Origin of the sequence: Streptomyces fructofermentans, assembly GCF_014651055.1 — a bacterium.
Taxonomy (GTDB): Bacteria; Actinomycetota; Actinomycetes; order Streptomycetales; family Streptomycetaceae; genus Streptomyces; species Streptomyces fructofermentans.
In genome coordinates this window covers 35038-50072 of sequence record NZ_BMWD01000011.1, presented here as the reverse complement: position 1 = coordinate 50072, position 15035 = coordinate 35038, and the positions used below count along the sequence as shown (strand labels likewise).

Genomic DNA, 15035 nt, shown 5'->3' with positions numbered 1-15035 from the left:
GACGCGGGGCCGCCCGGCTCAGCGCAGGATTCCCTCCAGGAAGTCGCTGCCGAGCCGGGCCACCATCGACACGTCGAGCTGGTGCAGCACGTACCGGCCGCGGCGCCGCGTGGTGATCAGGCCCGCCTTCTTCAGGACGCCCAGGTGCCGGGATATCTCCGGTGCCGTCATCCCCTGCACCTTCGCCAGCTCGCCCGTCGTGAACGCGCTGCGCGCCAGATGCCGGCACAACCGCATCCGGACCGGATGCGACAGCGCGGACATGCGGAGCGTGAGCTGCTCGACCGAGGGCGGCGCGGCCCACTCCGGTGAACCGACGGGGTAGTGGAGCACGGGCTGCCACCGGTACCGGTGCAGCACCATCAGGTGCGGGCGGCCCAGGCTCGTGGGCACGAGCAGCAGGCCGCCGTCCGCCGTGGCGGTGCGCCCGGTGGTGAGCTTGTCGACCGTGATCCGCCCGGCCTCCTCGTCCAGCGTCACCATCGGGGACACCGCGGCGAGCGCCTCCGCGAGCCCCTTCTGCCGCAGCAGGTCCGTCTTGTGCCGGGCGTCCGCCGCGAGCTGGTGGCGCAGCCGCGCCCAGGTCTCCGCGAAGAACGCCTCGTCGCAGTCCTCCAGGAACTGCCGGAACCAGGTCCGTACGCTCGGCGGGTCCTCCAGCAGCCGCTTGGTGAAGCGCACCTGCTGGGGTCCCCGGGAGGCGGCCAGCTCCAGGGCCCGCACGCGCACCGCGGGATCGGAGAGCGCCTGCGGCCCCTGGGAGTCGTACGTGAGCGCGCACGTGAACTCCAGCGCGGCGTCCACGAACTGCTCGTCGGACAGCCTGTCCAACAGGTCCAGCTCCTCGGTGAGCGTCGCGGCCGGGAGCACCCCGCCGGCGATGCCCGAGCAGGGCAGGAAGAGGTCCGAGAACGTCGTGCGCCACAGGAAGTCGGCCTCGCACATCCGGTCCGCGAGCAGGGCGTCGAGCCCGGCGGTCACCCCGGTCGCCCAGCCCTGGAGCCCGGGGTGGTGCCCCGGCTCGGCGAGCGTGTGCAGCGCCATCCCGAGCTCGGCCAGGGGGGAGGGCACGACGGCGATCCTCTCCCGCCGCAGCCCGGTGATGTCGATGTCCACGCTCATGCCCTCATGGTGCACCCCGCCACCGACAACGACGCCCCGGGCATCCACGACCGGCTCGTGGTGCGCGAGCCGCGCGGCCACCGGCGCTTCGCGCGGTCCCGGCCGGCCGCCCCGCCCGGGGACGGTCGCGGGCGGCACCGGCCGGGCTGCCCGGGGGCGCCGACCAGGGCGCGCGACCGCGACCGCGGAGCGGCTGCGCCGGCCGCCCCGCCCGGTTCAGCCGGTTCAGCCGGTTCGGTCCGGGAGCAGCGCCACGAACCCGGCGACCGCCTCGCGGACGTCCCGGGCCGTCCACTCCAGCCCCGGCGCGCCCACCGTGACCTCGGTGAACGCGAGTCCGGGTCCGCCCGCGGCCCAGCTCTGGGGGAACAGCGAGGTGCCGGTCCCCTCGGCGTGCAGGGTCCCCGTGTCGGTCAGCAGCTCGGCGTCGTACGGCAGCCAGACCTGGAACTGGTGGGTGTGCGGTTCCTCGGGGTGGACCCGCGCCCAGGGCACACCGGCCGCGGCGAAACCCTCGCGCAGCGCCGCCGCGACCACGCGCGCGTGGGCCACGTACTCCGGCAGCCTGGGAGCTCCTGCTCCAGGCCGATCAGCGCGGACAGGGCCGTGGGGAACTGCTGGAGGACCTGGCCGCCGTACCGGTGGCGCCAGGCCTTCGCCTCGTCGACCAGGGTCCGCGGTCCGGCGAGCGCGGCGCCGCCGAGCCCGTCGAGGGACTTGTAGAACGACACGTAGACGCTGTCCGCGAGGCCGGCGATCCCGTCGAGGGGCCGGCCGAGGTGCGTGGCGCACTCCCACAGGCGGGCCCCGTCGAAGTGCACCACGGCGTCGCGTTCGCGCGCCGCGTCCGTCACCGCCACCAGCTCCTCCCACGAGGGCAGCAGGAAGCCGGCCTCGCGCAGGGGGAGCTCGACCATGAGCGTCCCGAAGGGCTCGTCCAGGTCCCGGACCTCGGCGGCGGACGGCATGCGGGGCGCCTTCGTCGGGTGCACGGTCCGCAGCCCCCCGAGGGTCGAGAGGGCGTCCCGCTCGTGCACCTCGGGGTGCGAGAGGGGGTGCGTCGCCACCGTCGTACTGCCCGTACGGCCCGCCCAGCAGCGCAGGGCGACCTGCTGGGCCATCGTGCCGGTGGGGAAGAACGCGGCGGCCTCGGTGCCGAGCAGGCCGGCGACCCGCTCCTCCAGCGTCTCGACGATCCGGTCCCCGTACATGTCCGTCGGCTGGTCCAGGTCGTACACGTGCGGTGCCGCGGCCGTCAGCCGGGCCAGCCGCTCGCCGACGGTGGAGGTGAAGCACGGCCGCCACAGCGTGCGCTCCGCCGCCCGCCAGGCCGCTCTGCGCCGTGCCCACCGCTCCTCCGCCGACGGCTCGCCCGCCGGCTCCTGCGCACCCTGCCCGGTCGTATCGCTCATGCCCGGATCATGCAGGACGCGGGACCGGCCGGTCATACGAATTCCCCACAGCCTGTGGACGGGAAAACGCCCCTCGTACCAATCGCGTTAACATGACGAGAAAGCGTCCGGTACCCCGAGCGGACTGGAACGGAAGGCCGCCGTCGAGTGAGTACATTCCCCCAGCCAGACCCGAAGGACCGCCCCGCACGCCTCACCGTGGGGGTGGTCGGCGCCGGCCGTGTCGGCCCCGCGCTCGCCGCCGCGCTCCAGCTCGCCGGACACCGTCCGGTGGCCGTGTCCGGCGTCTCCGACGCCTCCAGGCGCCGCGCCGCGCAGCTCCTGCCCGACGTGCCGCTGGTCACCCCCGCGCAGGTGCTGGAGAGGGCCGACCTGGTGCTCCTGACCGTCCCGGACGACGCCCTGCCTGGCCTCGTGGAGGGACTCGCCGACACCGGTTCCGTACGGCCGGGACAGCTGATCGCGCACACTTCCGGCCGGTACGGCGCGAGGGTCCTCGACCCCGCGCTGCGGGCCGGGGGGCTGCCCCTCGCGCTGCACCCCGCGATGACCTTCACCGGGACGGCCGTGGACGTCCAGCGGCTCGCCGGGTGCTCCTTCGGGGTCACGGCGCCCGAGGAGCTGCGGCTGGCCGCCGAGGCGCTGGTCATCGAGATGGGCGGCGAGCCCGAGTGGATCGAGGAGGCCGCCCGCCCGCTCTACCACGCGGCCCTCGCCCTCGGCGCCAACCACCTGGTGACCCTGGTCGCCGAGTCCATGGAGCTGCTGCGCGCCGCGGGCGTCGAGGCCCCCGACAGGATGCTGGGCCCGCTCCTGGGCGCCGCCCTGGACAACGCCCTCAGGTCGGGCGACGCCGCCCTCACCGGCCCGGTGGCGCGCGGCGACGCGGGCACGGTCGCCGCGCACGTGGCCGAGCTGCGCAAGCACGCGCCGCAGACCGTCGCCGGCTACCTCGCGATGGCCCGCGCCACCGCCGACCGCGCGCTGGCCCACGGGCTCCTCAAGCCGGAGCTGGCCGAGGACCTGCTCGGAGTGCTCGCCAACGGGACCGAGGGGGACGCCCGATGACGCGCGCCCCGGAGAACGGAGCCGTCCGATGACCCCCGTCCTGCTGCACACCGCCGACGGGCTCCACGCGCGCGTGCCCACGGGCCGCCGAGCCGTCGTGATGACGATGGGCGCCCTGCACGAGGGCCACGCGACTCTGATCCGCACCGCCCGCGAGATCGCGGGGGACGACGGCGAGGTCGTCGTCACCGTCTTCGTGAACCCCCTCCAGTTCGGAGCGGGCGAGGACCTCGACCGTTATCCGCGCACCCTGGACGCCGACGTCAAGCTCGCCGAGCAGTCCGGCGCCGACGTCGTCCTCGCCCCGTCCACGGACGAGGTCTACCCGGGCGGCGAGCCGCAGGTGCGGATCTCCGCGGGCCCCATGGGCGGGCGACTGGAGGGCTCGGTCCGGCCCGGCCACTTCGACGGGATGCTCACCGTCGTCGCCAAGCTGCTGCACCTGACCCGCCCCGACGTGGCGCTGTTCGGGCAGAAGGACGCCCAGCAGCTCGCCCTCATCCGCCGCATGGCACGCGACCTGAACTTCGGCGTCGAGATCCTCGGGGTCCCGACCGTGCGCGAGGCCGACGGCCTCGCCCTGTCCAGCCGCAACCGCTACCTGTCGGCCGCCGAGCGCCGCACGGCCCTCGCCCTCTCGCGGGCCCTGTTCGCGGGCGGCGACCGGCACGCGGCGCAGGAGGCGCTGCGCGCGCGGGCCCGCGAGGTGCCCGCCACGCACGCCCGCGCCCAGGCCCTCAGCGCCATCGGCGAGTCCCGTGCGGCGGCCGACGCGCACGCCGTGGCCAAGGCCGCTCCCGGCGGCCCCGCCGCGGTCCGTGCCGCCGCCCGCCTGGTCCTGGACGAGGCGGCCCGCCTCGTGCCCCCGCTCGCCCTGGACTACCTGGCGCTGGTCGATCCGTCCGACTTCACCGAGGTCCCGGAAGACTTCACCGGCGAGGCGGTCCTCGCCGTCGCCGCCCGGGTCGGGACGACCCGGCTGATCGACAACATTCCTCTCACCTTCGGAGCCGCCTCGTGACCAGCACAGGCATACGTCTGCACGCGCCCGCGGCCGGCTGGTCCGTCGCCGCGGACGTCGTGGTCGTCGGCTCCGGAGTCGCCGGACTCACCGCGGCCCTGCGCTGCGACGCGGCCGGCCTGCGGACCGTCGTCGTCACCAAGGCCCGCCTCGACGACGGCTCGACCCGCTGGGCGCAGGGCGGCATAGCCGCGGCCCTCGGCGAGGGCGACACCCCCGAGCAGCACCTCGACGACACCCTGGTGGCGGGCGCGGGCCTGTGCGACGAGGAGGCGGTCCGCATCCTCGTCACCGAGGGCCCGGACGCCGTACGCCGCCTCATCGAGACCGGCGCGCACTTCGACGAGTCCGAAGAGGGCCTCCTGGAGCTGACCCGGGAGGGCGGCCACCACCGCCGCCGCATCGCGCACGCCGGCGGCGACGCCACCGGCGCCGAGATCTCCCGGGCCCTGGTCGAGGCGGTCCGCGCCCGCGGCCTGCGCACCGTCGAGAACGCACTCGTCCTCGACCTGCTCACGGACGCCGAGGGGCGTACGGCCGGAGTGACCCTGCACGTCATGGGCGAGGGCCAGCACGACGGCGTGGGAGCCGTCCACGCGCCCGCGGTGGTCCTGGCGACCGGTGGCATGGGCCAGGTCTTCTCCGCGACGACCAACCCGTCCGTGTCCACCGGCGACGGCGTCGCGCTCGCGCTGCGTGCCGGGGCCGAGGTCAGCGACCTGGAGTTCGTCCAGTTCCACCCGACCGTGCTCTTCCTCGGCGCGGACGCCGAGGGCCAGCAGCCGCTGGTCTCCGAGGCCGTCCGCGGCGAGGGCGCCCACCTCGTCGACGCCGACGGAACGCGCTTCATGGTCGGACAGCACGAGCTCGCCGAACTCGCGCCCCGCGACATCGTCGCCAAGGGCATCATGCGGCGCATGCAGGAGCAGGACGCCGAGCACATGTACCTAGACGCCCGGCACTTCGGCGCCGATATGTGGGAGCACCGCTTCCCGACGATCCTGGCCGCCTGCCGCGCCCACGGCATCGACCCGGTCACCGAGCCGGTCCCCGTCGCCCCGGCCGCGCACTACGCCTCCGGCGGCGTCCGTACGGACTCCCGCGGGCGCACCACGGTCCCCGGCCTGTACGCGTGCGGCGAGGTCGCCTGCACCGGCGTCCACGGCGCCAACCGGCTCGCCTCCAACTCGCTCCTGGAAGGGCTGGTCTACGCCGAGCGCATCGCCGCCGACATCACCGGCCGCCACGCGGAGGACGGCCTCCACGCGCGCGTGCCCGCGCCGGTCGCGCGGCCCGACAGGCCCGCGCACCCGCTGCTCGCCCCCGAGGCCCGGTTCGCGATCCAGCGGATCATGACGGACGGCGCGGGGGTGCTGCGCTCCGCGTCCTCCCTGGAGGCCGCCGCCGACCGCCTCCAGCGGCTGCACAGCGAGGCACGCGACGCCCTCGACGAGAACGGCAAGACGGCCGAACCGGGTGTCGACACCTGGGAGGCCACCAACCTCCTGTGCGTCGCCCGCGTGCTGGTCGCCGCCGCCAGGCTGCGCGAGGAGACCCGCGGCTGCCACTGGCGCGAGGACCACGGCGACCGGGACGACGTGAACTGGCGGCGCCACATCGTCGTACGGCTGAATCCCGACCGGACGCTCGCCGTGCACACCACCGACACCCCAGACTTCCCCTCGACCCAGCAGCCCCGTCCCCAGGAGCAGTGACAGACGTGAGCACCCCCGACCTTCCCCTCCTCTCAGGCGGTGGCTGCGGCGACGGCTGCGGCTGCGGCGCCGAAGGGGAGTACGGCATCACCCCCGACGAGTACGCGGCCTACGCCGAGTGCGGGCTCGACCCCGCCCTCGCGCAGCTCCTCACGGACGCCGGGCTCGACCCCGTAGAGGTGGAGGACATCGCGAACCTGGCCGTCGAGGAGGACCTTGACCACGGCGTGGACGTGACCACGGTCGCGACGATCCCGGAGGAGGCCGTCTCCACCGCCGACTTCACGGCCCGCGAGGCCGGGGTCGTGGCGGGCCTGCGGGTCGCCGAGGCGGTCGTCTCGGTGGTCTGCACGGACGAGTTCGAGGTCGAGCGGCATGTCGAGGACGGCGACCGCGTCGAGGCGGGCCAGAAGCTGCTGAGCGTCACCACGCGCACCCGCGACCTGCTGACCGCCGAGCGCAGCGCGCTCAACCTGCTGTGCCGCCTGTCCGGCATCGCCACCGCCACGCGCGCGTGGGCGGACGTCCTGGAGGGCACCGGCGCGCGGGTGCGCGACACCCGCAAGACGACGCCCGGGCTGCGTTCCCTGGAGAAGTTCGCGGTCCGCGCGGGCGGCGGCGTCAACCACCGCATGTCCCTCTCGGACGCGGCGCTCGTCAAGGACAACCACGTGGTCGCCGCGGGCGGCGTCACCCAGGCCTTCGAGGCCGTCCGGGAAGCCTTCCCGGACGTGCCGATCGAGGTGGAGGTCGACACCCTGCACCAGCTCCGCGAGGTCGTGGACGCCGGCGCCGACCTGATCCTTCTGGACAACTTCACGCCCGCCGAGTGCGAGGAGGCCGTGGCCCTCGTGGCCGGCCGCGCGCTCCTGGAGGCCTCCGGCCGCCTCACGCTGGAGAGCGCGCAGTCGTACGCGAAGACGGGCGTCGACTTCCTGGCGGTGGGCGCCCTCACGCACTCCGCGCCCATCCTGGACATCGGCCTCGACCTCCGCGACGCCTCCGAGGCGTCCACGAGCGGGGCTGAGTAGGCATGCTGCTCACCATCGACGTCGGCAACACCCACACCGTCCTGGGCCTCTTCGACGGCGAGGACATCGTCGAGCACTGGCGCATCTCCACGGACGCGCGCCGCACCGCGGACGAGCTGGCCGTCCTCCTCCAGGGGCTGATGGGCATGCACCCGCTCCTCGGCGACGAGCTGGGCGACGGCATCGACGGCATCGCGATCTGCTCGACCGTCCCCTCGGTCCTCCACGAGCTGCGCGAGGTGACCCGCCGCCACTACGGCGACGTACCCGCCGTCCTCGTCGAGCCGGGCATCAAGACGGGCGTCCCGATCCTCACGGACAACCCCAAGGAGGTCGGCGCCGACCGCATCATCAACGCGGTCGCCGCCGTGGAGCTGTACGGAGGCCCCGCGATCGTCGTGGACTTCGGTACGGCGACGACCTTCGACGCCGTGTCCGCTCGGGGGGAGTACGCGGGCGGCGCGATCGCCCCCGGCATCGAGATCTCCGTCGAGGCCCTCGGGGTGCGCGGCGCCCAGCTCCGCAAGATCGAACTCGTCCGCCCCCGCAGCGTCATCGGCCGCAACACGGTGGAGGCCATGCAGGCGGGCATCCTGTACGGCTTCGCGGGACAGGTCGACGGAGTGGTGGGCCGGATGGCCCGGGAGCTGGCGGACGACCCCGAGGACGTCACGGTCATCGCCACCGGTGGTCTGGCCCCGATGGTGCTCGGCGAGTCCTCGGTCATCGACGAGCACGAGCCGTGGCTCACCCTGATCGGCCTCCGCCTGGTCTACGAACGCAACATCTCCCGAACCTGACCCCCGGCCCCCGCCCCGCCAGCGGCGCGGGGAACGGCGCGCGCAACCCTGCGGCCCCCGCCCCGCCAGGGGCGCGGGGAACGGCGCGCCAAGCCACGACGCACGCGCACTCGGGTCAAGGCCCGCAGTCCTCGCCCCGTCAGGGGCGCGGGGAACGGCGCGCGCAACCACAGCGCACGCGCACCCGAGTCATGTCCTGCGGCCCCCGCCCCGTCAGGGGCGCGGGGAACGGCGCGCGCAACCACAGCGCACGCGCACCCGAGTCAAGTCCTGCGGCCCCCGCCCCGTCAGGGGCGCGGGGAACGGCGCGCGCAACCACGACCCACGCGCACCCGGGTCAGAGCCCGCACCCCCGCCCCCGGCCCCACCCCCGGAGGGCCCCGGCAACCAAACCGCCGAACGGCAATCTGCGGATTTTGTCTGATTAGCGCGTATCGTCACGATCATGCCCACGCCCTATGGATCCCGCGGCGGCATGGCGTTCGGTGCGGAGGAGCTGCGCGTGCTCCGACGCGCGCTCGCCCTCGCCCTTCAGCCCAGCCCCGCCCCGCCCGAGGATGTCCAGGACTGCCTCCGTCTCGCCGAGTCGGTGGACGAGGCGTCCCGGGAGGGCGCCCGGCTGCGCGCCTTCCTGCTGGCCGACCTCGCCCGCTACCGCGCGGCCCTGCCCGGGACGGCGGCCGGCTTCCTGACGCTGCTGGAGGAGGCCCTCGCCTCCGGCTACCTGCCGGGCGCCGACGACCTGTCCGCGCTGCGCGCGCTGAGCGGCAACCCCGTCGCCGCCGCGCTCCTCGCCCGTTGCCAGGACCTGGCGGAACGCGAGGTCCGCACCCGCCTCGCCCTGCGCAGCGTCCCCGCCTCCCGCTCCCGTACGCGCCTGACGGCGATCCGGGGCGGCCTCGCGGCCGCGGCCGACGCCACCGGGAACCCCGGACCCGACGGGAAGCCCGCGCAGAAGCCGGCTCCCGAACCGCGCCCGGACACCCCGCGCAGGGAGCGCCCCATCCCCACCCCCGGAGAGGTGTTCCCGCCGAGGCGCAAACCCGCGGCCCCGCCCGCGGGCCCCCCGCAGCAGCTCGCCGCGGTCTGACCCGACCCGCGTACGGGACCGCGGAGGGGGCCTGGCTACCCTGGACGGCATGGAATACGTCTCCGCGCTCGTGCCCCCGGTAGTGATGGCCGTGTTCTTCGGCGGTCTGATCGTGACGATCGTGAAGACCCAGGGCGGCGCCAACAAGGCCAAGGAGGACGCCGCCGTGGACGCGGCCCTCGCCCGTGCCGAGAACACCCGCCAGGCCCCCCGCGACGGCACCGCCTGAGCCCCGGGACCCGGGCGCCCCGAACGGAGGGCCCGGACCCCGGCGGCGGACGCCCCGCACCGGCGTACGACTCATCGGATTTCCGAGTCGTACGCCCTTTTTGTTGCCGTTTGCCACTCAAAGCCACGTCCACCACGTGATTGGCGACATCTCCCCCTATTGTTCTGAACTGTGCCTCGCCCATTGGGAGAACTCGAAGACTCGGTCATGACGCGGGTGTGGAAGTGGAACCGCCCGGTGACCGTTCGGGAAGTCCTGGAAGACCTTCAGCAGGAGCGGACCATCGCCTACACCACGGTGATGACCGTTTTGGACAATCTCCATCAGAAGGGCTGGGTGCGCCGCGAGGCGGAAGGCCGGGCCTATCGATATGAGGCGGTCTCCACGCGGGCGGCGTACTCGGCCGCGCTGATGAACGAGGCCTGGTCGCAGAGCGACAACCAGGCGGCCGCTCTCGTCGCGTTCTTCGGCATGATGTCGCCGGAACAGCGTGAAGCGCTGAGCGATGCCGTGCGTATGGTCCAAGGACCGGAAACGCCTCCCGCGCAGAACCCGGAGCAGAACCCCGCCGAGAACCCGCCCCGCGAGAACCCCGCCGCCGACGGGGGCGAGACCGGGCGATAGCGTCCGGTCATGCCAGCAGAGCAGCCCGAAGTCAGCACTAATGCCGTCACCGTCCGCCGGGCCAGGACCGGCGATGTCCCGGCCGTTCGCCGTCTCCTCGACGCGTACGTCCGCGGCTCGATCCTGCTCGACAAAGCGACGGTGACCCTTTACGAGGACATCCAGGAGTTCTGGGTCGCGGAACGCGGCACGGGTCCGGGTGCGGAGGTCGTGGGCTGCGGCGCTCTGCACGTGATGTGGGAAGACCTCGCGGAAGTCCGCACTCTCGCCGTGGACCCGGCCATGAAGGGCGCGGGCGTCGGCCACCAGTTGCTGGGGAAGTTGCTGGAGACCGCCCGCTGGCTGGGCGTTCGCCGCGTATTCTGCCTGACCTTCGAAGTGGACTTCTTCGCCAAGCACGGCTTCGTGGAGATCGGTGAGACGCCGGTCGACACCGATGTCTACGCGGAGCTGTTGCGTTCCTATGACGAGGGCGTGGCCGAGTTCCTGGGTCTCGAACGGGTGAAACCCAACACCTTGGGCAACAGCCGGATGCTTCTGCATCTGTGATCGCCGGCGGGTAAAACCCCCGAAGTGCACCGCTCGCCCTTGCCCAGGGGTCCTATGTCCGAAACGCGCATGTTTCCGGGCTTCCCGTCTCCCATCGGTCTCCGCCAGGGGTTTGTGTTTTTCCGGCAAAAGCGGTTTGCTTTCCGACGTACTGCAGTACTGCATATAACAGGGGCGTGAAACAGTGGCGGATGCCGCGGACCCTCGGCCCGTAGATATCGATGAAAGGAAATCCGGTGGCACAGAAGGTTCAGGTCCTTCTTGTCGATGACCTCGACGGTGGCGAGGCTGACGAGACCGTGACGTTCGCGCTGGACGGCAAGACGTACGAGATCGACCTCACGACTTCCAATGCGGACAAGCTTCGTGGACTTCTCGACCCGTACGTCAAGGGCGGTCGTCGTACCGGTGGCCGTGCCTCGGGGAGCCGCGGAAAGGCCCGTGCGGCGTCCGGCGGCAGCCAGGACACCGCTCTGATCCGCGCGTGGGCCAAGGAGAACGGCCACGACGTCAATGACCGCGGCCGTGTTCCGGCGTCCATTCGCGAGGCCTACGAGAAGGCCAACGGCTGAGCGCAGGAACGGCGCAGCCGGATCCGGTGGCACTCCGCGGCCATCGTGTCCACGAGTCGTACGAGATCGGGGGCGCCCCCACCGCCCCCACCGAGTGCCGACAGCGTCGGCAGCGACGGTTCCACCTCGCGGCCCGGCACGGGGGGCCGCAGCCACACGGCGGCCCCCTGCGGGCCGTAGGCGCGGCGGATCAGGGGAGCGCCGGCGCCGTCCCGGCCCGCGCCCCGGTCCTCCCGGCAGGGCCCCCGGCCCTCGCGGTCGCTGGGGTCCGTGCCACCCGTGCCGCCCCGGTCGCCCCGGTCTTTGATCCCGTGGGCTGTGCCCTCGGCGCTCGTGGCGTTCCCGGTGCCTTCGGCGCCTTCGGCGCCCTCGGCACGCTCGGCACCCTCGCGGGTCCGCCTTCCGCGCGCACGGGCCAGGCCCGGCGGCAGTGGCGCCACGACGCGTCCGCCCGCGCCGATCGCCCCGAGGTCCAGCGGGATGCCTCCCCACTCCAGCCAGTCGAGCAGCCCCGGCAGCTCGTCCGCGCTCCCCGCGGCGACGAAGAGCCGCATGCGGCCGCCCCACATGGACACCGGGGACGCGGGTCCCAGGTGGCGCATCGCCGCGTACCCCGCCTCGGCGGGCACGTCCAGGACGTCGAAACGCCGCCCCGTCGGCAGTTCCACCGGCGGACCGGGCACCGTGGGCCAGTCCAGTTCGTTCTCGTACCAACGCCGGATCGTGTCGCTCGGGTCGTCCGCCCCGGACGGCCGGCGGGGAAAGGGGACCGTGGGAACCATGCAGGACCAACCGTCCCGAGGGCGCCGGAGTTACGCTGGGTGGTCCGGCGTGTGCGACGGGTGCCCGGAATCGGTGCGTCCGCGGGCGGCCGGCGGGGCAGGGGTGTTCGCCCATAGCGGAGGGAACCGGTGCGCTCGGCATGGAGTGTCACCGCGTGCGGGTAAGACATCCCTAGTGGGAGGGGCGACACGCAAGGCTCGGGCATCTCACGTTCGCCATCGGCGTACAGATGGTGGGGGTATCTGCCTGGCCTGCGGGAACATCGTCTCGCACCATCAGGTTGGAGCAGATGTCGGCGTTCGGCGCCCGGAGGCAGTGCCGGTTGTCGGTCCGGTGTCGGCAGTTGGAATGAGCGGTCCCCGCTTGCGGGACTAAGCTGCGGAAGGACAGGGAGGGGAGCGTCCCCTTACTGCCTGACCGCTCTGAGGAGCGATTAACGATGTTCGAGAGGTTCACCGACCGCGCGCGGCGGGTTGTCGTCCTGGCTCAGGAAGAAGCCCGGATGCTCAACCACAACTACATCGGCACCGAGCACATCCTCCTGGGCCTGATCCACGAGGGTGAGGGTGTCGCCGCTAAGGCCCTGGAGAGCCTCGGGATTTCGCTCGAGGCGGTCCGCCAGCAGGTGGAGGAGATCATCGGCCAGGGCCAGCAGGCGCCCTCCGGCCACATCCCCTTCACCCCCCGTGCCAAGAAGGTCCTGGAGCTGTCGCTCCGCGAGGCCCTTCAGCTGGGCCACAACTACATCGGCACGGAGCACATCCTGCTCGGCCTGATCCGCGAGGGCGAGGGCGTCGCCGCCCAGGTCCTGGTCAAGCTGGGCGCAGACCTCAACCGGGTGCGGCAGCAGGTCATCCAGCTGCTCTCCGGTTACCAGGGCAAGGAGACCGCCGGCGCAAGCGGCGGTCCTGCCGAGGGCACTCCCTCCACGTCGCTGGTCCTCGACCAGTTCGGCCGGAACCTCACCCAGGCCGCTCGCGAGTCCAAGCTCGACCCGGTCATCGGGCGCGAGAAGGAGATCGAGCGGGTCATGCAGGTGCTGTCCCGCCGCACCAAGAACAACCCGGTCCTGATCGGTGAGCCCGGCGTCGGCAAGACCGCCGTCGTCGAGGGCCTCGCGCAGGCGATCGTCAAGGGCGAGGTGCCCGAGACCCTCAAGGACAAGCACCTCTACACCCTGGACCTCGGTGCGCTGGTCGCCGGCTCCCGCTACCGCGGTGACTTCGAGGAGCGCCTGAAGAAGGTCCTCAAGGAGATCCGCACCCGCGGCGACATCATCCTGTTCATCGACGAGCTCCACACGCTGGTCGGTGCGGGTGCCGCCGAGGGCGCCATCGACGCGGCCTCCATCCTGAAGCCGATGCTGGCCCGCGGTGAGCTGCAGACGATCGGTGCCACGACGCTCGACGAGTACCGCAAGCACCTGGAGAAGGACGCCGCGCTGGAGCGCCGCTTCCAGCCCATCCAGGTCGCGGAGCCGTCGCTGCCGCACACCATCGAGATCCTCAAGGGTCTGCGCGACCGGTACGAGGCGCACCACCGGGTGTCCATCACGGACGAGGCCCTGGTGCAGGCGGCCACGCTCGCCGACCGGTACATCTCGGACCGCTTCCTGCCGGACAAGGCGATCGACCTGATCGACGAGGCCGGCTCCCGGATGCGCATCCGCCGGATGACCGCGCCGCCGGACCTGCGCGAGTTCGACGAGAAGATCGCCGGCGTCCGCCGCGACAAGGAGTCCGCGATCGACTCGCAGGACTTCGAGAAGGCCGCCTCCCTCCGCGACAAGGAGAAGCAGCTCCTGGCCGCCAAGGCCAAGCGGGAGAAGGAGTGGAAGGCCGGCGACATGGACGTCGTGGCCGAGGTCGACGGCGAGCTGATCGCCGAGGTCCTCGCGACCGCCACCGGCATCCCGGTCTTCAAGCTGACCGAGGAGGAGTCCTCGCGCCTGCTGCGCATGGAGGACGAGCTCCACAAGCGGGTCATCGGCCAGGTCGACGCCGTCAAGGCGCTGTCGAAGGCGATCCGCCGTACGCGCGCCGGTCTGAAGGACCCGAAGCGTCCTGGTGGCTCGTTCATCTTCGCCGGTCCGTCCGGCGTCGGTAAGACCGAGCTGTCCAAGGCGCTCGCCGAGTTCCTCTTCGGCGATGAGGACGCGCTGATCTCCCTCGACATGTCGGAGTTCAGCGAGAAGCACACGGTCTCGCGCCTCTTCGGTTCGCCCCCCGGCTACGTGGGCTACGAGGAGGGCGGCCAGCTGACCGAGAAGGTCCGCCGCAAGCCGTTCTCCGTCGTGCTCTTCGACGAGGTCGAGAAGGCACACCCGGACATCTTCAACTCGCTGCTGCAGATCCTGGAGGACGGTCGCCTGACCGACTCCCAGGGCCGGGTCGTGGACTTCAAGAACACGGTCATCATCATGACGACCAACCTCGGCACGCGGGACATCTCCAAGGGCTTCAACCTGGGCTTCGCGGCCTCGGGCGACAAGAAGACCAACTACGAGCGCATGAAGAACAAGGTCTCGGACGAGCTCAAGCAGCACTTCCGGCCCGAGTTCCTCAACCGTGTCGACGACGTCGTCGTCTTCCCGCAGCTCACGCAGGAGGACATCCTGCGGATCGTCGACCTGATGGTCGGCAAGGTCGACGAGCGCCTGAAGGACCGGGACATGGGCATCGAGCTCTCCCAGTCGGCCAAGGAGCTGCTGTCCCAGAAGGGCTACGACCCGGTGCTGGGCGCGCGTCCGCTGCGTCGCACCATCCAGCGCGAGATCGAGGACACGCTGTCGGAGAAGATCCTCTTCGGCGAGCTGCGCCCCGGTCACATCGTGGTCGTGGACACCGAGGGCGAGGGCGAGGCGAAGACCTTCACCTTCCGCGGCGAGGAGAAGTCGGCCCTGCCGGACGTCCCGCCGATCGAGCAGGCTGCCGGCGGCGCCGGTCCGAACCTGAGCAAGGAGGCGTGACCTTCGGGTACGCCTGAGCGGTGAACCGATGGGGCCGGTGCTTTCGAGCAC

Annotated in this window: 13 protein-coding genes and 1 pseudogene; 11 read left to right on the top strand and 3 right to left on the bottom strand. The window is 72.5% G+C overall.

Annotated elements, in window-relative coordinates; genetic code table 11:
• Positions 1 to 18: 18 nt before the first annotated feature.
• Positions 19 to 1122, bottom strand: coding sequence for a DUF5937 family protein (locus IE265_RS17235; RefSeq protein ID WP_190036477.1), 1104 nt, complete (start codon positions 1120 to 1122; stop codon positions 19 to 21).
• Between the two features lie 225 nt (positions 1123 to 1347).
• A pseudogene (locus tag IE265_RS17230) lies at positions 1348 to 2534 on the bottom strand (threonine aldolase family protein).
• Between the two features lie 147 nt (positions 2535 to 2681).
• Between IE265_RS17230 and IE265_RS17225 the strand changes: the two are divergent.
• The 10 genes from IE265_RS17225 to IE265_RS17180 all read left to right on the top strand — a co-directional run bounded on the left by IE265_RS17225 (position 2682) and on the right by IE265_RS17180 (position 11233).
• On the top strand, positions 2682 to 3602 hold the full coding sequence (locus IE265_RS17225) for a Rossmann-like and DUF2520 domain-containing protein (protein ID WP_190036476.1): 921 nt from the start codon (positions 2682 to 2684) through the stop codon (positions 3600 to 3602).
• Between the two features lie 28 nt (positions 3603 to 3630).
• A complete protein-coding gene (gene panC, locus IE265_RS17220; RefSeq protein WP_190036475.1) occupies positions 3631 to 4623 on the top strand; it encodes a pantoate--beta-alanine ligase in 993 nt (330 codons plus the stop codon).
• A complete protein-coding gene (locus tag IE265_RS17215; RefSeq protein ID WP_190036474.1) occupies positions 4620 to 6338 on the top strand; it encodes an L-aspartate oxidase in 1719 nt (572 codons plus the stop codon). Before panC ends, IE265_RS17215 begins: the two co-directional genes overlap by 4 nt.
• Positions 6339 to 6343: 5 nt before the next feature.
• Positions 6344 to 7369, top strand: a complete 1026-nt coding sequence (gene nadC / locus IE265_RS17210; RefSeq protein ID WP_190036473.1) for a carboxylating nicotinate-nucleotide diphosphorylase — start codon at positions 6344 to 6346, stop codon at positions 7367 to 7369.
• 2 nt (positions 7370 to 7371) lie between these two features.
• Positions 7372 to 8169, top strand: coding sequence for a type III pantothenate kinase (locus IE265_RS17205; protein WP_190036472.1), 798 nt, complete (start codon positions 7372 to 7374; stop codon positions 8167 to 8169).
• A 475-nt stretch (positions 8170 to 8644) separates the two neighbouring features.
• Positions 8645 to 9259 (top strand): hypothetical protein, encoded by a 615-nt coding sequence (locus IE265_RS17200; protein WP_190036613.1) that lies wholly within the window; start codon positions 8645 to 8647, stop codon positions 9257 to 9259.
• A 49-nt stretch (positions 9260 to 9308) separates the two neighbouring features.
• Complete coding sequence (locus IE265_RS17195; RefSeq protein ID WP_190036471.1) at positions 9309 to 9488, top strand: hypothetical protein; 180 nt, start codon at positions 9309 to 9311, stop codon at positions 9486 to 9488.
• 171 nt (positions 9489 to 9659) lie between these two features.
• A complete protein-coding gene (locus IE265_RS17190; protein ID WP_190036470.1) occupies positions 9660 to 10112 on the top strand; it encodes a BlaI/MecI/CopY family transcriptional regulator in 453 nt (150 codons plus the stop codon).
• 9 nt (positions 10113 to 10121) lie between these two features.
• Positions 10122 to 10661, top strand: a complete 540-nt coding sequence (locus IE265_RS17185; protein WP_190036469.1) for an amino-acid N-acetyltransferase — start codon at positions 10122 to 10124, stop codon at positions 10659 to 10661.
• A 236-nt stretch (positions 10662 to 10897) separates the two neighbouring features.
• The gene (locus tag IE265_RS17180) at positions 10898 to 11233 is read left to right on the top strand and encodes a histone-like nucleoid-structuring protein Lsr2 (RefSeq protein WP_190036468.1); all 336 of its coding nucleotides are present in this window, start codon (positions 10898 to 10900) and stop codon (positions 11231 to 11233) included.
• On the opposite strand, the gene IE265_RS17175 is transcribed toward IE265_RS17180, so the two are convergent.
• Positions 11212 to 12015, bottom strand: a complete 804-nt coding sequence (locus IE265_RS17175) for an SCO3374 family protein (protein ID WP_190036467.1) — start codon at positions 12013 to 12015, stop codon at positions 11212 to 11214. The genes IE265_RS17180 and IE265_RS17175 overlap by 22 nt on opposite strands.
• Positions 12016 to 12455: 440 nt before the next feature.
• Here IE265_RS17175 and IE265_RS17170 point away from each other — a divergent pair, with 440 nt between their 5' ends.
• The gene (locus tag IE265_RS17170) at positions 12456 to 14984 is read left to right on the top strand and encodes an ATP-dependent Clp protease ATP-binding subunit (protein ID WP_190036466.1); all 2529 of its coding nucleotides are present in this window, start codon (positions 12456 to 12458) and stop codon (positions 14982 to 14984) included.
• The last annotated feature ends 51 nt before the right edge of the window (positions 14985 to 15035 follow it).